Source organism: Frigoribacterium sp. CFBP 13729 (genome assembly GCF_014841875.1).
Taxonomy (GTDB): domain Bacteria; phylum Actinomycetota; class Actinomycetes; order Actinomycetales; family Microbacteriaceae; genus Frigoribacterium.
This window is the reverse complement of record NZ_JACYUR010000001.1, coordinates 221,569-243,807: the sequence shown is the minus strand read 5'-3', so window position 1 is coordinate 243,807 and position 22,239 is coordinate 221,569. Positions and strand designations below refer to the sequence as shown.

At 71.1% G+C, this 22,239-nt stretch carries 22 protein-coding genes; 14 read left to right on the top strand and 8 right to left on the bottom strand.

All coding sequences use genetic code 11. The features are described 5' to 3' along the window. Positions 1-2 precede the first annotated feature (2 nt). Both IFT77_RS01050 and lnt read left to right on the top strand, forming a co-directional pair. Complete coding sequence (locus IFT77_RS01050; RefSeq protein ID WP_192041610.1) at positions 3-2,525, top strand: RNA helicase; 2,523 nt, start codon at positions 3-5, stop codon at positions 2,523-2,525. Positions 2,526-2,621: 96 nt separating this feature from the next. Further along, entirely contained in the window at positions 2,622-4,289 is a 1,668-nt protein-coding gene (lnt, locus tag IFT77_RS01045) for an apolipoprotein N-acyltransferase (protein WP_371740858.1), read from the top strand. Positions 4,290-4,424: 135 nt separating this feature from the next. Here the strand turns inward: lnt and IFT77_RS01040 are convergent, their stop codons facing one another. The 4 genes from IFT77_RS01040 to IFT77_RS01025 all read right to left on the bottom strand — a co-directional run bounded on the left by IFT77_RS01040 (position 4,425) and on the right by IFT77_RS01025 (position 7,250). Continuing rightward, positions 4,425-4,790 (bottom strand): RNA polymerase-binding protein RbpA, encoded by a 366-nt coding sequence (locus tag IFT77_RS01040; RefSeq protein WP_123545626.1) that lies wholly within the window; start codon positions 4,788-4,790, stop codon positions 4,425-4,427. A gap of 86 nt (positions 4,791-4,876) precedes the next feature. Then, complete coding sequence (locus tag IFT77_RS01035) at positions 4,877-5,620, bottom strand: glycerophosphodiester phosphodiesterase family protein (RefSeq protein ID WP_371740857.1); 744 nt, start codon at positions 5,618-5,620, stop codon at positions 4,877-4,879. 47 nt (positions 5,621-5,667) lie between these two features. Then, positions 5,668-6,774, bottom strand: coding sequence for an SPFH domain-containing protein (locus IFT77_RS01030; RefSeq protein WP_197980379.1), 1,107 nt, complete (start codon positions 6,772-6,774; stop codon positions 5,668-5,670). Between the two features lie 11 nt (positions 6,775-6,785). Next, positions 6,786-7,250, bottom strand: a complete 465-nt coding sequence (locus IFT77_RS01025; protein WP_197980631.1) for an NfeD family protein — start codon at positions 7,248-7,250, stop codon at positions 6,786-6,788. Positions 7,251-7,410: 160 nt separating this feature from the next. Between IFT77_RS01025 and IFT77_RS01020 the strand changes: the two genes are divergently transcribed. The 6 genes from IFT77_RS01020 (at position 7,411) to IFT77_RS00995 (ending at position 11,622) form a co-directional block, all read left to right on the top strand. Then, the gene (locus tag IFT77_RS01020) at positions 7,411-8,178 is read left to right on the top strand and encodes an SDR family oxidoreductase (protein ID WP_192041607.1); all 768 of its coding nucleotides are present in this window, start codon (positions 7,411-7,413) and stop codon (positions 8,176-8,178) included. A 13-nt stretch (positions 8,179-8,191) separates the two neighbouring features. Next, complete coding sequence (locus IFT77_RS01015) at positions 8,192-8,647, top strand: NUDIX hydrolase (protein WP_371740856.1); 456 nt, start codon at positions 8,192-8,194, stop codon at positions 8,645-8,647. A gap of 151 nt (positions 8,648-8,798) precedes the next feature. Continuing rightward, positions 8,799-9,269, top strand: coding sequence for a hypothetical protein (locus tag IFT77_RS01010; RefSeq protein ID WP_192041606.1), 471 nt, complete (start codon positions 8,799-8,801; stop codon positions 9,267-9,269). A gap of 70 nt (positions 9,270-9,339) precedes the next feature. Further along, positions 9,340-9,933: a GTP cyclohydrolase I FolE gene (gene folE, locus IFT77_RS01005; protein WP_192169020.1), complete on the top strand. Its 594-nt coding sequence runs from the start codon at positions 9,340-9,342 to the stop codon at positions 9,931-9,933. Beyond that, positions 9,926-10,834 (top strand): dihydropteroate synthase, encoded by a 909-nt coding sequence (folP, locus tag IFT77_RS01000; RefSeq protein ID WP_371740855.1) that lies wholly within the window; start codon positions 9,926-9,928, stop codon positions 10,832-10,834. Before folE ends, folP begins: the two co-directional genes overlap by 8 nt. Then, positions 10,831-11,622, top strand: coding sequence for a pyrimidine reductase family protein (locus IFT77_RS00995; protein WP_371740854.1), 792 nt, complete (start codon positions 10,831-10,833; stop codon positions 11,620-11,622). Before folP ends, IFT77_RS00995 begins: the two co-directional genes overlap by 4 nt. 68 nt (positions 11,623-11,690) lie before the next feature. Here IFT77_RS00995 and dhaM read toward each other — a convergent pair whose 3' ends face one another. Genes dhaM through dhaK form a run of 3 tightly spaced genes read right to left on the bottom strand, consistent with a single transcriptional unit; the run spans position 11,691 to position 14,108 of the window. After that, positions 11,691-12,389 carry a dihydroxyacetone kinase phosphoryl donor subunit DhaM gene (gene dhaM, locus IFT77_RS00990; protein ID WP_192169019.1) on the bottom strand — a complete coding sequence of 233 codons (699 nt, stop codon included), beginning with the start codon at positions 12,387-12,389 and terminating at the stop codon, positions 11,691-11,693. Between the two features lie 2 nt (positions 12,390-12,391). Next, a complete protein-coding gene (dhaL, locus tag IFT77_RS00985) occupies positions 12,392-13,063 on the bottom strand; it encodes a dihydroxyacetone kinase subunit DhaL (RefSeq protein ID WP_192041603.1) in 672 nt (223 codons plus the stop codon). A gap of 43 nt (positions 13,064-13,106) precedes the next feature. Further along, entirely contained in the window at positions 13,107-14,108 is a 1,002-nt protein-coding gene (dhaK, locus tag IFT77_RS00980; RefSeq protein ID WP_192169018.1) for a dihydroxyacetone kinase subunit DhaK, read from the bottom strand. Between the two features lie 227 nt (positions 14,109-14,335). Here dhaK and IFT77_RS00975 point away from each other — a divergent pair, with 227 nt between their 5' ends. Together IFT77_RS00975 and glpK are read left to right on the top strand one after the other, a co-directional pair. Next, entirely contained in the window at positions 14,336-15,073 is a 738-nt protein-coding gene (locus IFT77_RS00975; RefSeq protein WP_371740853.1) for an MIP/aquaporin family protein, read from the top strand. Between the two features lie 120 nt (positions 15,074-15,193). Next, on the top strand, positions 15,194-16,711 hold the full coding sequence (gene glpK, locus IFT77_RS00970) for a glycerol kinase GlpK (RefSeq protein WP_123545611.1): 1,518 nt from the start codon (positions 15,194-15,196) through the stop codon (positions 16,709-16,711). 125 nt (positions 16,712-16,836) lie between these two features. Here the strand turns inward: glpK and trpD are convergent, their stop codons facing one another. After that, positions 16,837-17,889, bottom strand: a complete 1,053-nt coding sequence (gene trpD, locus IFT77_RS00965; protein ID WP_192041600.1) for an anthranilate phosphoribosyltransferase — start codon at positions 17,887-17,889, stop codon at positions 16,837-16,839. A gap of 109 nt (positions 17,890-17,998) precedes the next feature. Between trpD and IFT77_RS00960 the strand changes: the two genes are divergently transcribed. From IFT77_RS00960 to IFT77_RS00945, 4 genes are all read left to right on the top strand, one after another. After that, positions 17,999-18,643: a heme-copper oxidase subunit III gene (locus IFT77_RS00960; protein WP_123545607.1), complete on the top strand. Its 645-nt coding sequence runs from the start codon at positions 17,999-18,001 to the stop codon at positions 18,641-18,643. A gap of 21 nt (positions 18,644-18,664) precedes the next feature. After that, entirely contained in the window at positions 18,665-19,510 is an 846-nt protein-coding gene (locus IFT77_RS00955) for a c-type cytochrome (protein WP_133737450.1), read from the top strand. A 38-nt stretch (positions 19,511-19,548) separates the two neighbouring features. After that, positions 19,549-20,616, top strand: coding sequence for a ubiquinol-cytochrome c reductase iron-sulfur subunit (locus IFT77_RS00950; RefSeq protein WP_192041598.1), 1,068 nt, complete (start codon positions 19,549-19,551; stop codon positions 20,614-20,616). Continuing rightward, positions 20,613-22,239, top strand: a 1,627-nt coding sequence (locus tag IFT77_RS00945) for a cytochrome bc complex cytochrome b subunit (protein ID WP_371740852.1), incomplete at its 3' end; no start/stop codon positions are given. The genes IFT77_RS00950 and IFT77_RS00945, both read left to right, overlap by 4 nt.

The window sequence follows — 22,239 nt, the reverse complement described above, 5'->3', positions numbered from 1 at the left end:
CCATGACCAGCAGCGACCTCAGCCCGGCCGCCCGCTTCGCCGCCTCGAAGAACCGCGTCCGCACGCCGCAGCTGCAGTCGTTCCGGTCGCGCCTCGGCTTCTCGCTCGACCCGTTCCAGGAGGCGGCCTGCGCCTCCGTCGAGGAGGGCTCGAGCGTCCTCGTCGCCGCGCCCACCGGTGCCGGCAAGACCCTGGTCGCCGAGTTCGCCATCCACCTCGCCATGCAGCACCCCCGCGACAAGGTCTTCTACACCGCGCCGATGAAGGCGCTGAGCAACCAGAAGTTCCAGGAGCTGGTGGCCGAGTACGGTGCGTCCGAGGTCGGCCTGCTCACCGGCGACACCAACGTGAACTCCCGCGCCCGCATCGTCGTGATGACGACCGAGGTGCTCCGCAACATGATCTACGCGGGCTCCGAGATGCTCGACGACCTCCGCTACGTCGTCCTCGACGAGGTGCACTTCCTCGCCGACCGCTTCCGCGGCGCCGTGTGGGAAGAAGTGATCATCCACCTCCCGCTCGACGTGCGCCTCATCTCGCTCAGCGCCACCGTGTCGAACGCCGAGGAGTTCGGCGACTGGCTGCAGACCGTGCGCGGCGGCACCGACGTGATCGTCTCCGAGGACCGCCCGGTGCCCCTCGACCAGCACGTCCTCGTCGGGGGCAAGTTCCTCGACCTGTTCGACTCGAGCGGGCAGGCGGCGACCAACCGCGTCAACCCCGAGCTGCTGCGGGCCACCTCGCTGTCGAGACGAGGAGGCGGCAGCCGGCGCGAGCGCGGCGGTCGCGAGGGCTTCTCGGGCCGTGGCCCGCGCGGACACGTCGTGCCGCCGACGCAGCACGCCCAAGGTCGCCTCGACCGCTGGAAGATCGTCGAGATGCTCGACGACCAGAACCTCCTCCCGGCCATCTTCTTCGTCTTCAGCCGCGTCGGCTGCGACCAGGCCGTCAAGCAGGTGCTGCGCTCGGGCATCCGCCTCACCACCGCCGACCAGCGCCAGGAGATCCGCGAGATCGTCGAGGCCCGGTGCCGCACGCTCCGTGACGAAGACCTCGCCGTGCTCGGCTACTGGCAGTGGCTCGACGGCCTCGAGCGCGGGGTCGCCGCGCACCACGCCGGCCTGCTGCCCGCCTTCAAGGAGGTGGTGGAGGAGCTGTTCCAGAAGAAGCTCGTCAAGGTCGTCTTCGCCACCGAGACCCTGGCTCTCGGCATCAACATGCCCGCGCGAACGGTCGTGCTCGAGAAGCTCGAGAAGTTCAACGGCGAGGCCCGCGTGCCGATCACGCCGGGGGAGTACACCCAGCTGACCGGCCGCGCCGGCCGACGGGGGATCGACGTCGAGGGGCACTCCCTCATCCAGTGGCAGCAGGGCCTCGACCCGCAGGCGGTCGCGAGCCTCGCCTCCCGACGCACCTACCCGATGAACTCGAGCTTCCGCCCGACCTACAACATGGCGGTCAACCTGATCGAGCAGTTCGGCCGGTCACGCACCCGTGAGGTGCTCGAGACGTCGTTCGCGCAGTTCCAGGCCGACCGTGCCGTCGTCGATCTCGCCCGCAAGGTCCGCACGCAGCAGGAGAGCCTCGACGGCTACGCCCGCAGCATGCAGTGCCACCTCGGCGACTTCGGCGAGTACACCACCATCCGTCGCGAGCTCGGCGACCTCGAGAAGCAGGGCGCCGCACGAGCCGACGCGCAGTCGCGGGCCGAGCACGACAAGCGCCAGCGGCACCTCGCCGACCTGCGCCGTCGCCTCCGCCAGCACCCCTGCCACGCCTGCCCCGAGCGCGAGCAGCACGCCCGCTGGTCCGAGCGCTGGTGGAAGCTCAAGAAGCAGACCGACCAGCTGTCCGCCCAGATCCGGGGGCGCACCGGCGCCGTCGCCAAGGTCTTCGACCGGGTCACCGACGTGCTGCTCGACCGCGGCTACCTCGAGCCCGCGTCGCCGCGCTCGTCGACGTCCGGCGCAGCCGCGCCCGGCTCGTCGAGGCGCGCGGGCGATCGCACGGCCGAGGTCGCCGTCACGTCGACCGGGCGCACCCTGCGTCGCATCTACGGCGACCGTGACCTGCTCGTCGCCGAGAGCCTGCGGCTCGGGCTCTGGGACGCGCTCGACGTGCCCTCGATGGCGGCCATGGCCGCCACCCTCGTCTACGAGCCCCGCCGCGACGAGGGCCAGCTCAGCGAGCGGTTCCTGCCGCGCGGCGCGTACCGCGAGGCCCTCGACGAGACGCAGAAGCTCTGGGCCGAGCTCGACGACCTCGAGCAAGAACACCGTCTGCCCGGCAGCAACCCGCCGGCTCCTGGCTTGGCGCTGGCCATGCACCGGTGGGCCAGGGGAGCGGACCTCGACTCCGTGCTCGAGGACGCCGAGCTCGCCGCGGGCGACTTCGTCCGCTGGACGAAGCAGACCATCGACCTGCTCGACCAGCTGTCCGTCGTGGCCGACCTGCCGGTGGGGCCGATCGCCCGCCGGGCGCTCGACGCCGTCCGGCGCGGCATCGTCTCCTACTCGGCGGTCTGAGGCGGGGCCCGGCGGTCCGAGCCGGCTCCGCAGGGCCGCTCGAGACCCGCAGGAGGCGCGCCCCGCCTCCCAGCCTCGCCCCCGTAGGATCGCACGGTGCCCCTCCGCGTGACCGACTTCCGCCTGCCGCTCTGGGTGGCCGTCCTCGTGGCGGCCGGGGCCGGGATCGTGCTCGACGCGGGGTTCCCCGACGGCGACGTGTGGCCCCTCGCCTTCGTCGGGATCGCCCTCGTGCTGGTGTCCCTGCGTGGCCGCCGGGCCGGGGGAGCGTTCCTCGTGGGCCTCGTGGCCGGGCTCTCGTTCTACCTCGTCCACATCTTCTGGGCGACCCTCTACCTCGGGCTGCTGCCGTGGGCCGCGCTCTCGACGCTCGAGGCCCTCTTCTTCGGCGGCGGGGCCGTGCTCATCGCCCTCGCCTACCGCTGGGTGCCGCGCATCTGGCCCGGACTCGTCGGCCAGGCCGTCGTCGTCCCGGTCGTCGTGGCCGGCCTCTGGACCCTCCGCGAGTTCGTCGCCGGCAACTGGCCCTACGGCGGGTTCGCGTGGGGCCGCATGGCGCTCAGCCAGTCGCAGAGCCCGTTCGCCGGGCTCGTGGCGTGGGTGGGCATCTCCGGGCTGAGCTTCCTCATGGTGGCCCTCGTCGCGGCGCTGATCCAGCTCGCCCTCATGGTCACGCTGCCCCGCGCGACCCGGCTGCTGGCCGGCGCGATCGCCGTCGTCGCCGTGCTCGCCGTCCCCGCCTGGCCCACGTCGTCGAGCGGCACCGCCCGCATCGCCGGCGTGCAGGGCAACGGACCGGCCGGCTACTTCGACGAGAGGGAGCAGGGCGACCTGCTCAACTCGCAGGTGCTCGCGATGAGCGGCCTCCAGCCCGGCGACGACCTCGACCTCGTCGTCTGGCCCGAGGGCGGCAGCGACCGCGACCCCACCCGCGACGCGTACGGCCGCTACGTCTTCGACGCCATCACGACGGGCTACGACGCGCCCCTCCTGTCGGGCGTCATCACGCAGAGCGACGACGGCGAGACCGTCTGGAACTCCTCCGTCCTCTGGGACGACGGCGAGGTGCAGGGGCAGTACGACAAGAAGCACCCGATCCCGTTCGGCGAGTACGTGCCCGACCGCTCCTTCTGGCGGCCCTTCGCACCTGACCTCATCGACCTCATCGCCCGCGACTACACGCCCGGCACACGACCTGAGGCGATGACGATCGGCGACTTCACCGCCGGCATCTCGATCTGCTTCGACATCGTCGACGACCAGCTCGTCACGAACATGATGCGCGACGGCGCCCAGGTGATCATCGCGCAGACGAACAACGCCGACTTCGGCGAGACCGACGAGAACGCCCAGCAGCTCGCGATCGCCCGGCTGCGGGCCATCGAGACGGCGCGCCCGGTCGTCAACGTCTCGACCATCGCCTCCAGCCGGGTCATCGACGCGCAGGGGGACATCGTCGCCGGCGTCCAGGACTTCACGGCCGGCACCATGGTCCACACGGTCGACCTCGGCACCGGGACGACGCCCGCAGTCGTCGACAGCCGGGCGATCGAGCTGTTCGTCTCGTTCCTCGGGCTCGCCCTGCTGGTCCTCTCGCGGGTGCTGATCGGCGGTCGTCGGAGCCGACGCCGCCGTCTCCTCACCTCGGCTCCGTGGGCGGAGCTCACCACGCCGCGGCTGGCCGCCGAGAAGCCCGTGGCCCTCGAGGACGAGCTGGACGACCCCGGCCAGTTCGACTCGGTGCGGCGCGGCCGCCGCCGCTGACGACGCCGCACGGGACGCACGGCGTCACGACCGGCAGGCCGTCAGGACCGGCGACCGGACGCACATCGGCCCCGGCGTCGTGACGACGACCGGGGCCGATGGTGGGGGAGCGGGCCGGAACTCGGAGGGCGAGCCTCAGGCTCCGATGGCCTGCTTGCCGCGACGCGCGCGGAGGAACGTCAGACGCTCCTCGAGGAGCTCCTCGAGCTCCTCACGGCTGCGTCGCTCGAGCAGCATGTCCCAGTGGCTCCTGGGCACCTTGACGTCTCCGGCCTCGATCTCGACGGGCTTGCCGTCTGCGGCGAGCAGACGACCCTCCTGGCCGCTCTTGGGCGACTGCCAGATGTCGGGGATCTCCGCGTCGGCCGCGAAGACCATGTCGAACTCCGTGCCGTCCGCCGTCTGGTAGACGGCACGCTTCCGGGGTGAGAACTCCACGCCCTCTTCGCTCTGCAGGCTCTGACTGCCGAGCCGCATGCCACGCAAACTGCGATCTGCCATTGTGTGGTCTCCTCTCGCGTTGCAATCTCCCGTTGTAACGTCAGGTCGGGTCCGCCTGTTTCATCCGAGACGGATTCACAGTCCGCTCACAGTGCCCTGGCAGTGGCCGCCCGCACCTCCGCGAGGGCGAGATCGACCCGGTCGGACACGAGTCCGTGCACGCCGAGGGCGAGCAGACGGCGCATGGCGACGGGGTCGTTGACGGTCCAGACGTGGGTCTCGACACCGATCGCCTCGAGGTCGCGGACCCGGCGACGGGTGACGACACGGAGCGGGCCCTGGCGCTCGGGCACCTGGACGGCCCCGCAGCCACGGAGCGCACGGGCCATCAGCCTTAGCCGGATCGACGTGACGGGCACGGCGCCGAGGGCGACGACGGCGACGACGCCCCAGGACGACGCCGAGGTGGCGACGCCGGGGAGCTCGGCAAGCACCCGCCGTCGGATGCGCTGGTCGAACGAGGTGAGCAGGACGCGGTGCTCGGCCCGTGCCCGCCGCACCGCGTCGATCGTCGGGTCGACGGCCTCGGCGACCTTGACGTCGATGTTGAAGCGGGTCTCGGGGAACGCGTCCAGCGCCTCCTCGAGGGTCGGCATCTCGTAGCCGTCCTCGAGTCGGACCAGCCGGACCTCGGCCAGGGTGAGGTCGTGCACCGAGACGTCACGACCCGCGACCCGCGAGAGGTCGGGGTCGTGGCTCACGACGGCGACGCCGTCGCTCGTCGCGTGGACGTCGGTCTCGACGTAGAGCGCGCCCGCCGCGATCGCCTGCAGGAACGACGCCGTCGTGTTCTCGGGCACGTCGAGGGCCAGGCCGCGGTGCGCCAGCACCCGCGGTGCCGGACCCTCGAACCAGACGGAGGCGCGGGCCGGCTCCACTAGGGAGCGGCCGGGGGAGCGGTGGGCGGCACATCCGTGCTGCCGTCCGAGGAGCCGGTCTGACCGCCGGACTGCGGCAGGTCACCGGCCCCGGGACGCGTGACGGTCGGGAAGCCCAGGTCGGGCTCGCTGCCGAGGTCGACCGTGGTGGCGAGGTCGGGCGTCTGCTCGGTCTCGGACACCTTCGTCGTGCCGCGGTCGACCCAGCCGGGCGCCGACGGGTCCTTCGGGGCGAAGAACCCCGAGCCGATGCCCTTGAGCGCCTCGGTGAGCTCGCTCGGGATGATCCAGAGCTTGTTCGCCGACCCCTCGGCCAGCTTCGGCAACGTCTGGAGGTACTGGTACGCGAGCAGCTTCGGATCGGGGTCGCCGAGGTGGATGGCGTTGAAGACGGTCTCGATGGCCTCGGCCTCGCCCTGTGCACGGAGCACCTGAGCCCGGGCGTCGCCCTCGGCACGGAGGATCGCCGACTGGCGCGAGCCCTCGGCCTCGAGGATCTGCGACTGCTTCGTGCCCTCGGCGGTGAGGATCGCGGCACGACGGTTCCGCTCGGCGCGCATCTGCTGCTCCATCGAGTCCTGGATGGAGAGGGGCGGGTCGATCGCCTTGAGCTCGACGCGTCCGACGCGGATGCCCCACTTGCCGGTGGCCTCGTCGAGGACGATGCGGAGCTGGCCGTTGATGTTGTCGCGGCTCGTCAGGGCCTCTTCGAGGTTCAGCCCGCCGACGACGTTGCGGAGGGTCGTCGTGGTCAGCTGCTCGACCGCCCCGAGGTAGTTGGCGATCTCGTAGGTCGCCGCCCGGGCGTCCGTCACCTGGAAGTAGACGACCGTGTCGATCGAGACCACCAGGTTGTCCTCGGTGATGACCGGCTGCGGCGGGAACGACACGACCTGCTCGCGCATGTCGATCAGCGGCCGGACCCGGTCGATGAACGGGACGAGCAGGTTCAGCCCCGGCATGAGGGTCTTGTGGTACTTGCCGAGCCGCTCGACGACGCCCGCGCTGGCCTGCGGGATGATCCGCACGGCTCGGAACAGCACGACGAGCACGAAGACGACGACGATCGCGACGACGGCGACGGTCACGATGGTGGTGGGGTCCATGGTCAGTCCCTTCAGGCGGGGACGACCAGGGCGGTCGACCCCTCGATGGCGGTGACGACGACCGGCGCGCCGGTGTCGAGGACGATCCCGGCCGACGCCGGGGGAGAGGGGAGGAGGCGCGCGGTCCACGTCTCGCCGTTCGCGAGCTTGACCTGGCCGCCGTCGACGCCGATCGGCACGACGACCGTGCCGCGGATGCCCATAAGGGCCGCGAGGTTGCTGGGCGTCGGGTCGCCGCCCTTGCCGAGCGCCCGCAGCAGGGGAGGCCGGACGGTGAAGAGGAGCAGGACGGCGATCAGCCCGGCGACGATGACCTGCAGCCACCACGGCGCCCCGAAGAGGCCTGCCAGCAGGCCGCCCGCGCTGCCGATCGCCAGCATGAGGAACGTGAGCTCGAGGGTCGTGACCTCGACCACGACGAAGACGAGGAGCAGCCCGATCCAGATCAGCCACGCCCACTGGGTGACGACGTCCACGTCGGCCTCCTTCGTCTCGCGTGCGGTCGACCCACTGCGTGGTCGATGCACCGTGTCGTCGACGCTATCAGGGGCGACCGACAGCCGGACGGGGACCGATAGTCTCGAGGCGGTCCGTCGCGACCCGCCGCACGCCCCCCACGACAGTCTGGAGCCCACCGTGTCCAACCCCCTCGCCGCAGGATCCCTCACCGGCAAGCGCGCCCTCGTCACCGGCTCGTCCCGGGGCATCGGCGCCGACACGGTCGGCTACCTCGCCGAGGCCGGCGCCCGCGTGGTCGTCAACTACCGCAACAAGGAGAAGCGAGCGCTCCAGCTCGTCGGCAAGATCGAGGCCGCGGGCGGCGAGGCGATCGCCGTCGGCGCCGACCTCACCGACGCCGAGAGCCTGGACGCCATGTTCGCGCAGGTGCGCGACGCCTTCGGCGGCCTCGACGTGCTCGTCATGAACGCCTCCGGCGGCATGGAGTCCGGCATGGCCGAGGACTACGCGCTGAAGCTCAACCGCGACGCCCAGGTCGCCCTGCTCACGGCGGCCCTGCCGCTGATGGCGCCCGGCTCGCGCGTCGTGTTCGTCACGAGCCACCAGGCGCACTTCATCCGCACGACCGAGACGATGCCCGAGTACCTGCCCGTCGCCCTCAGCAAGCGCGCGGGGGAGGACGCCCTGCGCGAGATGCTGCCGCAGCTCGAGGCCGCCGGCGTCGAGTTCGTCGTCGTCTCGGGCGACATGATCGAGGGCACGATCACCGCCACGCTGCTCGAGCGCTCGAACCCGGGCGCGATCTCGTCGCGCAAGGAGAGCGCCGGCAAGCTGTACAACGTCGCCGAGTTCGCCGCCGAGGTGGCCTCGGCCGCGGTCGATCCGATCCCCGCCGACCACACGCGCTACGTGGGCGACACGAGCGACTTCGCCCCACTGGTCTGAGACGGGGCACCTCGTGACCGAGCGCGTCGTCCGACCGACCTCCCGCCTCCTCGTCCTCGACGAGGACGACCGCCTGCTGCTGATGCGGACGAAGGCGCCCGACACGAGCGGGCACTCCCGCTGGATCACGCCCGGCGGGGGAGTCGACCCGGGTGAGGACCACCCGCAGGCCGCGGTGCGGGAGCTGCTCGAGGAGACCGGTCAGGTCGTCGCTGACGTCGGTCCCGTCGTGCGGGTCGACGACTTCGAGGTCCCGTGGGACGACGCGGACCACACGCACGGCCACGCCGAGTTCTTCGTCGTGCGGCTGCCGCACTTCGAGGTCGTCGATTCTGGCTGGACCGACGACGAGCGCGTCGACATCCTCGAGTCGCGCTGGTGGACGCTCGACGAGCTCGAGTCCACCGCCGAGCCGGTCGAGCCGGCCGACCTGACGTCGCTGCTGCGCGACGTGCTCTCACGAGGCTGAGGAGCACCCCTCTCGGGCCACGGCGCAGGCGCTGATAATGCACATTATGTCAGCTTGCTTGTCCGGAACGCTCCCCGTCCGGTCCACCCCGTCGCCGATCCGTACCCCCTCCTCCCTGCCGCCCGACAGCCTCCCGGTGTTCAGTCGCCCCATGCCCGACGACGAGACCCCCGACGACGCCCACCTCCGACCCGACGGCGTCGACGACGCGACCATCGCCGCCCTCGGCAAGCTCTCCGAGGCGCTCGAGGTCGTGGAGCACGCCCGAGGCCTGCTCTACGGCTTCCACCGACTCACCGGCAAGGCCGACCTGGCGCTCGGAGAGGCGGTCGACCTGCTCCGCGAGGCCGGCCACGACGAGCACGCCGACGCCCTCGAGCGCGACCTGGTCGGGCGCAACGTCGTCGAGGGCCGCTGGACGTTCCAGATCGTCGAGGACTACGACGACACGTACTGGTCGGAGTTCCGGCGCAGCGAGAAGACCGTGCGCGACGCCCTCGCGGGCGGCAGACGGCACGTCTTCGAGTCCGAGATGAAGGAGGAGCGGCGCAGCCCCGGTCGACGACACCACGAGGCACGCCCCGCCGAGCAGCACGGCTCCGCCGGCGACGACTCCCGCTGACTCCCCCAGGCCCCCTGAGAACTGCCTCCGGTGCGCAGGGCCCGAGCTGGCCACCTGGCAGGATGGAGAGATGACCCCGCCTCCCGTCGACCGGCCCCGCATCGAGGCGGCCGTCACCGAGATCCTCGCGGCCATCGGCGAGGACGGCACGCGTGAGGGGCTCCTCTCGACGCCCCGACGCGTCGCCGAGGCGTACGCCGAGTTCTTCGCCGGGCTCGAGGTCGACGCCGCCGAGCTCGTCCGCTCCTCGGCCGTCGCCTCCGACCCCGAGAAGCTCGGCGAGCTGGTGGTGGTCCGCGGCATCGCGCTCCGGTCCGTCTGCGAGCACCACCTCCTGCCCTTCGTGGGCCAGGCGCACGTGGCCTACGTGCCGGGCGACCGCATCGTCGGCCTCGGCACCGTGCCCCGCGTGGTCGACGCCCTGGCCTCGCGGCCCCAGCTGCAGGAGCGCCTCGGCGAGGAGATCGCCGACGCCTTCGTCGAGGGCCTATCCCCCGCCGGCGTCCTCGTCGTCCTCGACGCCGTGCACGGCTGCGTGACGACGCGCGGCCCGCGGCAGGTCGGCAGCTCGACGGTCACCGTCGCGAGCCGGGGCGCCCTCGCCGAGCCCGCGGCCCGGGCCGAGGCGATCGCGCTCATCACCGCGGGCGGCGACCGTGCCTGAGACCTCGCTCCCGGTCTTCATCGCTCCCCCGCTGCGCCTCCCGGTGCGCACGATCGGACGCCGCACCTTCGACTTCTCCCGCCAGGTGGCCGTGATGGCCGTCGTCAACCGCACCCCCGACTCCTTCTTCGACCAGGGCCGCACCTTCGCGCTCGACGCGGCCGTGCAGGCAGCCGTCGACGCGGCCGAGGCCGGGGCCGACTGGGTCGACATCGGGGGCGTCCCCTTCGCGCCGGGTCCCGAGCTGTCCGCGGCCGACGAGCTCGACAGGGTGCTGCCGGTCGTCCAGGCGCTGGCCGCCGTGTCCGACGTCGTCATCTCGGTCGACACGTTCCGGCCGGAGGTCGCCGCCGCGGTGATCGAGGCCGGGGCAGGGGTCGTCAACGACACCACCGGGCTGCACGACCCGCGCCTCGCCGACGTCGTGGCCGACAGCGGCGCGACCCTGGTCGTCACGCACAGCCTCGCCGCCCCGCGTCGTCCGCACCCGCGGCCGCACTACGACGACGTCGCCCGCGAGGTGGCCGACCTGCTCGCCCGCCGCGTCGACGTCGCCCTCGCCCACGGCGTCCGAGAGGACCAGATCATCGTCGACCCCGGCCACGACCTCAACAAGACGACCGTGCACACCCTCGAGCTGACCCGCCGTCTCGGCGAGGTGACCGCGCTCGGGCACCCCGTGCTCGCGGCCGTCTCGAACAAGGACTTCGTGGGCGAGTCCCTCGACCGCGCCAAGCCCGACCGCCTCGCCGGCTCGTTGGCGGCCGCCGTCGCCAGCGTGTTCCTCGGCGCCCGCATCGTGCGGATGCACGACGCCCGCGCGGCCGTCGACGCCGCCCGCATGGTCGAGGCGATCCTCGGCTGGCGACGACCCGTGCATGCCGTGCACAACGTCTCGTGACCAGCTCAGACGGCTCGCGTCTCGTCCGCGTGGTCCCCGGGAGCAACGAGGAGGCGCCCCTCACCGACGCGGACCTGCTGGCGACGCTCTCCCCCCGCGACCGCAACCGCCCGTGCCTCCGCATCAACTTCGTGACGACCCTCGACGGCGCGTCCACCTCGGACGGCGTCTCCGGCTCGCTCGGCGGGCCGGCCGACGGCCGGGTCTTCGACCTCCTCCGGCGCGTCACCGACGTCGTGGTCGTCGGCGCCGGCACCGTGCGCGACGAGGGCTACGGCGCGATGCGGCTGAGCGTCGACGCGGCGACCTGGCGCGAGCAGGCCGGCCTCGCTCCGCAGCCCGTCTTCGCCCTCGTCTCGGGGTCGCTCCGGCTCGACCCCGAGTCGACCGTCTTCACGGAGGCGCCGGTGCGGCCGATCGTCCTGACCACCGACCGGGCCGACCCCGGAGCACGTCGGGCGCTCGAGCGCGTCGCGGACGTCGTGGCCTGCGGCGAGGAGCGGGTCGACCCGCACCTCCTGCGCGACGCCCTGGTCGAGCGCGGACTGCCCCAGATGCACTGCGAGGGCGGCCCTCGTCTCTTCGGCGACCTGGTGCGGGCCGACGCCGTCGACGAGCTGTTCCTCACCCTCGCGCCGATGCTCGAGGGCGGCCACGGCCTGCGCGTCAGCCAGGGTGCCGACGGCGACGACTCGAGCCCGCTGCGGCGCATGCGGCTCGCCCACGTGCTGCAGGACGGCGACGAACTGCTCACCTGGTACGTGCGCGACCGGGCGCAGACCGGCTGACACGAGGAGGGGAACGGCACCGAGATCGGCCCCGCTCCCCCGCCCGACGTGCGTCGTGCCTCCTCGCGTCAGCCCTGCGGGGCCTCCACGCCTTCGCCGAACCCGCCCGCGATCAGCTCGACGAGGTCGTCGACCGCCTGCTGCGCGTCCGGCCCGGTGGCCATGAGCGACACGGTCGACCCGATCCCGAGCCCCAGGCCCATGATGCGGAGCAGGCTCTTCGCGTCGACGCCGTTCACCGTGACGTCCGCCTGGAACCGGGAGGCGTGGGTCACCAGCTCCGCGGCCGGTCGGGCGTGCAGGCCCGACGCGTTCACGAGCACGGCGGAGCGCTCGACCGCGTCGCCGCCGCGCAGCTCGCGCTCGTCGGCGTGGGGGTCCGCGACGCCCGTCGCGCTGCGGGCCGCCTCGGCGACCTGGGCCAGCGAACCGCCGGTCTCGGCCGCGACCGCCGCGGCCACCGCGCCCTCGACGATCGGCGCGTCCACGATGACCACGCGCTCGCGATCCGCGTCGTCGAGGAAGTCGACCGCCGTCTCCGAGGTGAGCACCGCGGAGCCGAGGTCGCAGAGCACGACGACTCCCGCACCGCCGTCGGCGGTGCCGAGCGCGGCGGAGACGGCGTCGAAGCTCGTGCCGATGCCGCCCTCGTCGGTGCCGCCCGCGGCGACGAGGGTCGTGGTGGGCGCCATCTGTCGGGCGAGCTCGACCGTGCCCTCGGCGATCTTCGAGCTGTGCGAGACGACGACGATGCCGACGGAGGCCATGGTCACGCCTCCCCGGAGGTCGTGGTCGCGGCTGCCGCGACGTCGTCGGCGGCGTCCGCGGCGGCGGCCAGGATGAGCGCGGACGACTGCGCGCCCGGGTCCCGGTGGCCGACCGCGCGTTCGCCGAGGTAGCTCGCTCGTCCCTTGCGGGCGACCAGCGGCTCGGTCGACTCGGCACCGGCTGCTGCGGCGTCGGCCGCCGCGCGCAGCACGGCGGCGGGCTCGCTGCCCCCGTCGGCGGCCGCCCTGGCCGCGTCCGTCGCGGGGGTCCAGGCGTCGACCATGGTCTTGTCGCCGACCTCGGCCTTGCCGCGGAGCACGGCTCCGTCCCGGGCCGCGGCCACGAAGGCCGCGACGCCGGCGGAGTCGATCTCGGTCGCGTCGCCGAGAGCACCTGCGCCCTTGAGGAAGGCGGTGCCGAGCAGGGGACCGGAGGCGCCCCCCACCGTCGAGATGAGGGTCGTCGCGACCATCTTGAGCAGGGCGCCGGGCGTGGCGTCGTCCGGCTGCGCGGCGAGCTTCGCGCGGACGGCCGAGAAGCCCCGCTCGAGGTTCTCGCCATGGTCGCCGTCGCCGATCTCGCGGTCGAGCTCGACGAGCGCCGACCGGTTCTCGCTGACGGTGTCGGCCGCGCGCTCGACGAAGCGGCGGGCCCAGGTGGAGTCCAGTGTCATGTCGTCCTTCTCTCGGGTGTCTGGTCTGGTGGCGGCGGGAGGGTCAGCGGCCGCGCCGCAGGGCCGCGGTCTCGACGGGTGCGTCCCACAGCTCGGTCAGCTCGTCGTCCAGCCTGGTCACGGTGATCGACATGCCCTGCATCTCGAGGGAGGTGACGTAGTTGCCGACGAGCGTCCGCGTGACCTCCACGCCCTTCTCGGCCAGCACCTCCGCGGCACGCCGGAACGCGACGTACAGCTCGACGAGCGGCGTCCCGCCCATCCCGTTGACGAACAGCAGGACACGATCGCCGGAGGCGGTGCCCAGGTCGTCGAGGACCGCCTCCAGCAGGCGGTCCACGATCCGGTCCACCGGCTCGAGCGGCACGCGCTCGCGGCCGGGTTCGCCGTGGATGCCGATGCCGATCTCGACCTCGTCGTCCGCCAGCGTGAAGCTCGGCTCGCCGGCGTGCGGGACGACGCCCGCGGTCAGGGCGACGCCCATCGTCCTGGTCGCGGCGTTCGTCCGCCGGGCCACCTCGGCCACCTGCTCGAGCGAGTCGCCGCGCTCGGCCGCGGCGCCCGCGGTCTTCTCGACCACGACCGTGCCCGCGACGCCGCGTCGTCCGGCCGTGTAGAGGGAGTCCTTGACGGCGACGTCGTCGTCGACGAGCACCGACGCCACGGTGATGCCCTCGGCCTCGGCCAGGTCGGCCGCGGTCTCGAAGTTGAGGACGTCGCCCGTGTAGTTCTTGACGATGTAGAGGACGCCCGCTCCCCCGTCGACGGCCTGGGTGGCGGCGACGATCGGGTCGGGCGTGGGCGAGGTGAAGACGGGGCCCGGGACGGCCGCGCTGAGCATGCCGTGGCCGACGAAGCCGGCGTGCAGGGGCTCGTGGCCGCTGCCGCCGCCGCTGACGATCGCCACCTTGCCGGCGACGGGCGCGGAGGCGCGGCGCACGAACGTGGGGTCGTGCGAGACGACCAGCAGGTCGGGGTGCGCGGCGCCGATGCCGGCCACCGCCTCCTCGACGACGTCCTTCGGATCGTTGATGAGCTTCTTCATCGAAGTCCCTCCCTGGAACGGGCACGGTGCACGGGCGGCACCGTCGCGCCTCGAAGCTACTCCCGGCAGGGCCGGTGCAGGCAGGGCGCGCGAGGCCGCCCGTGCACATATGTGCATCCGTGGTGATTCGGGTGGCGGACCGGGCCGCACGCGGGTCTATGGTGATGCCACACGCTCACCGCGGAGGTGCACAGTGGCACCCCGCCCGACGACTAAGGAAGGTCGACGTGGACCTGGGAACGATTTTTCTCTCTGAGCTGGTGGGCACCGCCATGCTCCTCACCCTCGGTGGCGGCGTGGTCGCCAACGTGGCCCTCACGAAGTCGAAGGGCTTCAACGGCGGCACCCTGATGGTGAACTTCGGCTGGGGCCTCGCGGTCTTCGCCGGCATCGCCGTCTCGTACAAGTCGGGCGCTCACCTCAACCCCGCGGTCAGCATCGCGCAGCTGATCCTCGGCAACATCGACTTCCCGCAGTTCCTCGTCTACGTCGCGGCGCAGATGGTCGGAGCGATCATCGGTGCCGTCATCGTCTGGCTGGCCTACAAGAACCACTTCGACGAGGAGCCCGACCCGGCCTCCAAGCTCGGCGTCTTCTCGACCGGCCCGGCCATCCGCAACTACGGCTGGAACCTCGTCACCGAGATCATCGGCACCTTCGTGCTCGTGTTCGTAATCATCGCCTTCACCAACGGCAGCGCGGCCCCGGTCGACCTCGGCGGCCTCGGCGGCCTCGCAGTCGGTCTCCTGGTGGTCGGCATCGGCGCCTCCCTCGGCGGCCCGACCGGCTACGCCATCAACCCGGCCCGTGACCTCGGACCGCGCATCGCGCACGCCCTCCTGCCCATCAAGGGCAAGGGCTCGAGCGACTGGTCCTACGCCTGGGTGCCCGTGGTGGGCCCCCTGGTCGGCGGCGCGCTCGCGGCGCTGCTGTCGTACCCGCTCCTCCCCCTCATCAACGGCTAGCAGGCCGGCCACACCCGTTCCACGACTGCACCGCGGGGACACCCGGGACACGCTCCGGCCACGGCCGGGGCGTGTCCTCCCTGCCCGGTGCACACCATCAACGACGAAGGAGAACCACCCGTGAGCGACGACTACATCCTGGCGATCGACCAGGGCACCACCAGCACCCGCGCCATCATCTTCGACCACTCCGGATCGATCGTCTCGACCGGCCAGAAGGAGCACGAGCAGATCTTCCCGCGCGCCGGCTGGGTCGAGCACGACCCCGCCGAGATCTGGGAGAACACCCGCGAGGTCATCGGCCAGGCCCTGTCCCGCGCCGACATCACGCGCCACAACATCAAGGCCGTCGGCATCACCAACCAGCGCGAGACCGCCGTCGTCTGGGACAAGACCACCGGCAAGGCCGTCTACAACGCCATCGTCTGGCAGGACACCCGCACCCAGTCGATCGTCGACCGCCTCGCGGCCGACGGCGGCGTCGAGCGCTTCAAGCCCGTCGTGGGCCTGCCGCTCGCCACCTACTTCTCGGGCACGAAGGTCGTCTGGATCCTCGAGAACGTCGAGGGCGCCCGCGAGAAGGCCGAGGCCGGCGACCTGCTCTTCGGCACGACGGACACCTGGGTCCTCTGGAACCTCACCGGCGGCACCGACGGCGGCGTGCACGTCACCGACGTCACCAACGCCTCGCGCACCCTCTTCATGGACCTCGAGACGCTCGAGTGGCGCGACGACATCCTCGAGGCCTTCGACGTGCCGCGCTCGATGCTCCCCGAGATCAAGAGCTCGTCCGAGGTCTACGGCACGGTCGAGGCCTCCAGCCTCCTCCGCGAGGTCCCGATCGCCGGCATCCTGGGCGACCAGCAAGCAGCGACCTTCGGCCAGGCCGCGTTCGACCAGGGCGAGTCGAAGAACACCTACGGCACCGGCAACTTCCTGATCTTCAACACGGGCGAGGAGATCGTCCACTCGAAGAACGGCCTCCTCACGACGCTGGGCTACAAGCTCGGCGACGCGGCGCCGCACTACGCGCTCGAGGGCTCGATCGCCGTCACCGGCTCGCTGATCCAGTGGCTGCGCGACAACCTCGGCATCATCGGCTCCGCGCCCGAGGTCGAGGAGCTCGCCAAGAGCGTCGAGGACAACGGAGGCGTCTACTTCGTGCCCGCGTTCTCCGGCCTGTTCGCGCCCTACTGGCGCTCGGACGCCCGTGGCGCCCTGGTCGGCCTCACGCGCTACGTCAACAAGGGCCACATCGCCCGTGCCGCCCTCGAGGCGACGGCGTTCCAGACCCGCGAGGTGCTCGACGCGGTCAACGCCGACTCGGGCGTCGACCTGACCGAGCTCAAGGTCGACGGCGGCATGACCGGCAACGACGCGCTGATGCAGTTCCAGGCCGACATCCTGAACGTGCCCGTGGTGCGTCCGGTCGTCGCCGAGACCACCGCGCTGGGCGCCGCCTACGCGGCAGGCCTCGCGGTCGGCTTCTGGGAGACGCTCGACGACCTGCGCTCGAACTGGCAGGAGGACAAGCGCTGGACGCCGAACATCGAGGCCGACGAGCGCGACCGCACCCTCCGCCTCTGGAAGAAGGCCGTCACGAAGACCTTCGACTGGGTCGACGAGGACGTCAACTGACGCCAGCCTCCCCTGAGGTGACAAGAAGAGGGCCCGTTCCGTCAGGAACGGGCCCTCCGTCGTGTGCCGGAGGACCGCCTCCTCGTCTCGGCGCCGGGCGGGACGCAGGAGGCGGTCGGCACGCCTCAGCGCCGCGTGGCGGCCACCCAGTCGGCCAGCTTGCGGGAGGCGGCGCCCGAGTCGATCGCCTCGGCGGCGACCAGGAGCTGCTCGCGGAACCGGGCGAGGATCGGCCGGTCGCGCTGGGCCTGGTCCTGGGCGAGGCGGTACGAGACGAGCCCGGCGGCGGCGTTGAGCAGGACGATGTCGCGGACGGGGCCGGTCTCCCCGTCGAGGACACGACGAGCCACGCCGGCGTTGTGCTCGGCGTCGCCGCCCACCAGGTCGGCGATGGCCGCGCGCGGGATGCCCAGCTCGAGGGGGTCGAGGTCGTGCTCGGTCACCGAGCCGGCCGACACCTCCCAGATGTGGCTGTGACCCGTCGTCGTGAGCTCGTCGAGCCCGTCGTCGCCCCGGAACACCAGCGCCGTCGCCCCGCGCGTCTGGAAGACGCCGACGATGAGGGCCACCTTCTCGGGCGACGCGACGCCGACGGCGCTCGCCTCCGGCCGCGCCGGGTTGACGAGCGGGCCGAGGAAGTTGAACACCGTGGGCACGCCGATCTCGCGCCGGACGGCCGCGGCGTGGCCGAAGCCCGGGTGGAACGCGGCCGCGAAGGCGAAGGTGAGCCCCACCTCGCCGAGCACCTCGGCGACGCGGTCGGCGCCGAGCCCCAGGTCGATGCCGAGGGCCGCCAGCACGTCCGACGACCCCGACGACGAGCTCGCGGCGCGGTTGCCGTGCTTGATGACGGGGACGCCGGTCGACGCGACGACGACGGACGCCATCGTCGACACGTTCACGGTGCCGAAGCGGTCGCCTCCCGTGCCCACGATGTCGACGGCCATGGAGTCGACGGGCAGCGGCACCGCGTGGGCCAGCACGGCGTCGCGGAAGCCGACGATCTCGTCGACGGTCTCGCCCTTGGCACGGAGGGCCACGAGGAACGCGCCGAGCTGGGCCGGGGTCGCCTCCCCCACCATGACGCGCTCCATCGCCCAGGTCGCCTCGCTGATCGAGAGGTCGCGCCCGGAGAGCAGCTGGTCGATGAGGAAGGGCCAGGTCAGGTCGTGGATCATGCCGCCAAGGCTATCGGCGCACAGGGTGGCCCATCACATAGCTCGTCGTCAACGCAAAATCCACCACCCGGGGTTTCCTGCGCAAACCCTGGGCCGGTTACCAGGCATAATGGTCCTCGTGACAAGTACCTCTCTCTCGAGACCTTCTGCAGGACCGGTCGTGAACCGGCCGAGCACGGTTGCCGTGGGCACCATCGTGTGGCTCGGCAGCGAGGTCATGTTCTTCGCCGGCCTCTTCGCGATCTACTTCACGCTGCGCAGCACCTCACCGGGGCTGTGGGCTGCCGAGACCGCCAAGCTCGACGTGCCGTTCGCCCTGACGAACACGATCATGCTCGTGCTCTCGTCGGTCACCTGCCAGTTCGGCGTCTTCGCCGCCGAGCGCATGCAGGCACGACGCACCGGCAAGCTGTTCCAGGTCGGCTCGTGGGGCATGGTCGAGTGGTTCTTCCTCACCTACTCCATGGGCGCCGCGTTCATCTGCCTCCAGGTGTTCGAGTACGCGCACCTCATCTCCGAGCACGTCACGCTCAGCTCGAGCGCCTACGGCTCGGCCTTCTACATGACGACCGGCTTCCACGGGGCCCACGTCATCGGCGGGCTCATCGCGTTCCTGCTCACGATCGGCCGCGCCTTCGCCGTCAAGAACTTCGGTCACAAGGAGGCGACGACCGCCATCGTCGTCTCGTACTACTGGCACTTCGTCGACGTGGTGTGGATCGGCCTCTTCATGGTCGTCTACGTCCTCAAATAGGCATTGGATCCCTCGCACAGCATGTTCCTCAAAAGCTCAGCAGCCACGTCCTCTCCCGAGGGCCGCACGCCCAAGCGCCGCCCGGCCAAGACCGGTCGCCGCAGCCCCCTGGCCACGGCCTCGCTCCTCCTGGTCGGCCTGCTGACCACGGGCGGCGCGTACGCCCTCTTCTCGTCCACGGCCACCGCCGACGAGAGCACCACCTCCGCGGCCTCGCAGCAGAGCATCGACGAGGGCCAGAAGCTCTTCGCCTCCAACTGCGCCACCTGCCACGGCCTGGCCGCCGACGGGACGGGCGAGGGCCCGAGCCTCATCGGCGTCGGCGCCGCCTCGGTCGACTTCCAGGTCGGCACGGGCCGCATGCCCATGGCGGCCAACGGCCCCCAGGCAGAAGAGAAGCCCACGCAGTTCACGGACGACCAGGTCTACGACCTCGCCGCCTACGTCGCGTCGCTGGCCCCCGGTCCCGCGATCCCCGACGAGGAGTACCTGCAGGCCGACGGCGACACCACCAACGGCGCCGAGCTGTTCCGCATCAACTGCGCCATGTGCCACAACGTCGCTGGCGCAGGAGGCGCCCTCACCGAGGGCAAGTACGCCCCCGCACTCGACGGCGTCAGCGGCGCGCACATCTACGAGGCCATGCTCACCGGCCCGCAGAACATGCCCGTCTTCAACGACCTCAACCTGTCCCCCCAGGACAAGGCCGACGTCATCACCTACCTCAAGTACCTGGAGAACAACCCGTCGCCCGGCGGGTTCGAGCTCGGGAGCCTCGGCCCCGTCGCCGAGGGCCTCTTCATCTGGATCTTCGGCCTCGGCGCGATCGTCGCCGTGACCATCTGGCTCACCGCCCGGTCCAACTGACCCGCGACTCTCCCGCACTCCACGAAAGGCAAGAAACCATGGCACAGCACGACGACGAGGCCCCCACCGCGGGCTCGGCTGTCGAGAAGCATGAGCCTCGACAGGTGTCGGCCGGAACGGCCGTCGTCACGACGGACGTCTTCGAGAACCCGGGTGAGCCGCCGCACCGCGACCGCGTCACGGACATCGACCCCAAGGCCGAGAAGAAGGCCGAGCGCCAGGTCAGCATCTGGTTCTTCCTGTCGATCGTCGGCAGCATCGGTGCCATCGGCGCCTACGTGGCGTTCCCGATCACGTCCGGCGACTCCGGCTCGGTGCGGCTGAACAACCTCTTCCTCGGCCTCGGCATAGCGCTCGGCCTGCTCTCCGTCGGCATCGGTGCGGTGCACTGGTCGAAGACGCTCATGCCCGCTCGCGAGATCACCGAGATGCGCCACAGCACCCGCGGCACCGACGAGACCCGTGAGAAGGCCGTCGAGGTCTTCGCCCTGGGCAACCAGGAGTCGGGCTTCGGCCGCCGTGCGCTGATCCGCAACAGCCTCATCGGCGCACTCGTCGCCACTCCCCTGCCGGCCGTCGTGATCTTCCGCGACCTGGCCCCGGCAGAGGACCCCAACGAGGTGCTCCGTCACACCCTCTGGGAAGACGGCATGCACCTCACCCGCGACCCTGACGGCTCGCGCATCAGAGCGTCCGACGTGACCCTGGGCTCGGTGTTCCACGTGATCCCCGAGAACCTGAACGAGTCGGAGCACCTCCTCGAGGAGAAGGCGAAGGCAGCCGTGCTGCTCATGCGCCTGAAGCCCGAGGACCTCAACATCCCTGAAGGTCGCGAGGGATGGCAGTACGACGGCATCGTCGCGTACTCCAAGATCTGCACGCACGTCGGGTGCCCCGTGGCGCTCTACGAGCAGCAGACACACCACCTGCTCTGCCCCTGCCACCAGTCGACCTTCGACGTGACGAACAACTGCGAAGTGATCTTCGGACCGGCCAAGCGGCCTCTCCCGCAGCTGCCCATCGCCGTGGACTCCGACGGGTACCTCGTCGCGCAGAGCGACTTCCACGAACCTGTGGGCCCTAGCTTCTGGGAGCGCGAAAAGTGATCACCACCACACCGGCACCGAGCACCGACACGACTCCGTCGTCTGAGGGCTCGACCACCACCACAACGGCACCGGCCTTCGCGCCGACCAAGACGAACAAGATCTTCGGTGCCGCGGCGAACTACGTCGACGAGCGCACGAGCATGTCGGGCCTCGTCCGCGAGGTGGGTCGCAAGATCTTCCCCGACCACTGGTCGTTCATGCTCGGCGAGGTCGCGCTGTACTCGTTCGTCGTGATCCTGCTCTCGGGCACGTTCCTGACGTTCTTCTTCCAGCCGTCCATGGCCGAGGTCAACTACAACGGCTCGTACGTGCCGCTCAAGGGCCTCAACATGTCGGCCGCCATGGCGTCGACGCTCGACATCTCGTTCGACATCCGCGGCGGCCTGCTGTTCCGCCAGATCCACCACTGGGCTGCCCTGCTCTTCGTGGCGTCGATCATGCTGCACATGCTGCGCGTCTACTTCACGGGTGCGTTCCGCAAGCCCCGCGAGATCAACTGGGTCGTCGGCTTCACCCTCTGGGTGCTCGCCATGGCCGAGGGATTCACGGGCTACTCGCTCCCCGACGACCTGCTCTCGGGCAACGGTGCGCGGATCATCGACGGCATGGTCAAGGGCATCCCCGTGATCGGCGTCTGGATCTCGTACCTCCTCTTCGGCGGCGAGTTCCCCGGCACGGACATGGTGGGTCGCTTCTACTCGCTGCACATCATGCTGCTGCCGGCACTCCTGATCGCCCTCCTCGGCGTCCACCTGCTGCTGCTGATCATCAACAAGCACACGCAGTGGGCTGGCCCCGGCAAGACCAACGAGAACGTCGTCGGCGTCCCCGTCATGCCGGTCTTCGCCGCCAAGGCCGGCGGGTTCTTCTTCATCGTCTTCGGCGTCCTGGTGCTGATCGCGTCGCTCTTCACGATCAACCCGATCTGGAACTACGGTCCCTACGACCCGTCGCCGGTGTCGGCGGGAACGCAGCCCGACTGGTACATCGGCTTCGCCGACGGTGCTCTGCGACTCGTCCCGCCGGGCTGGGAGTTCCTCTTCTTCGGCTACACGGTCTCGATGAACATCCTGGCGCCGATCGCCGTCCTGGTGATCTTCATCCTCGCGGTGCTGCTGTACCCATTCCTCGAGGCATGGGTGACCGGCGACAAGCGCGAGCACCACATCCTCGACCGTCCGCGCAACGCCCCGACCCGCACGGCGATCGGTGCCGCCGGCATCGTCGTCTACGCAGCGCTGTGGGCAGCGGCGAGCTCGGACATCATGGCCACGCACTTCAGGCTCTCGCTGAACTTCGTGATCCACTCGGTCCAGGCCGTGCTGATCATCGGGCCGTTCCTCGCCTTCTGGATCACCAAGCGCGTCTGCCTGGCTCTCCAGAAGAAGGACCGCGAGATCGCGCTGCACGGCTACGAGTCGGGTCGCATCGTCCGCCTCCCCGGTGGCGAGTACGTCGAGGTCCACGAGCAGCTCGACGAGTACGAGCGCTGGCGTCTGCTGAACTTCAACGAGTACGAGCCGCTCATGATCCGTCCGAACGCGAACGGGCAGATCACTCCCCTGCAGCGCGTCAGGGCGTCGGTGTCGACCTTCTTCTTCGAGGACCGCATCGCGCCGG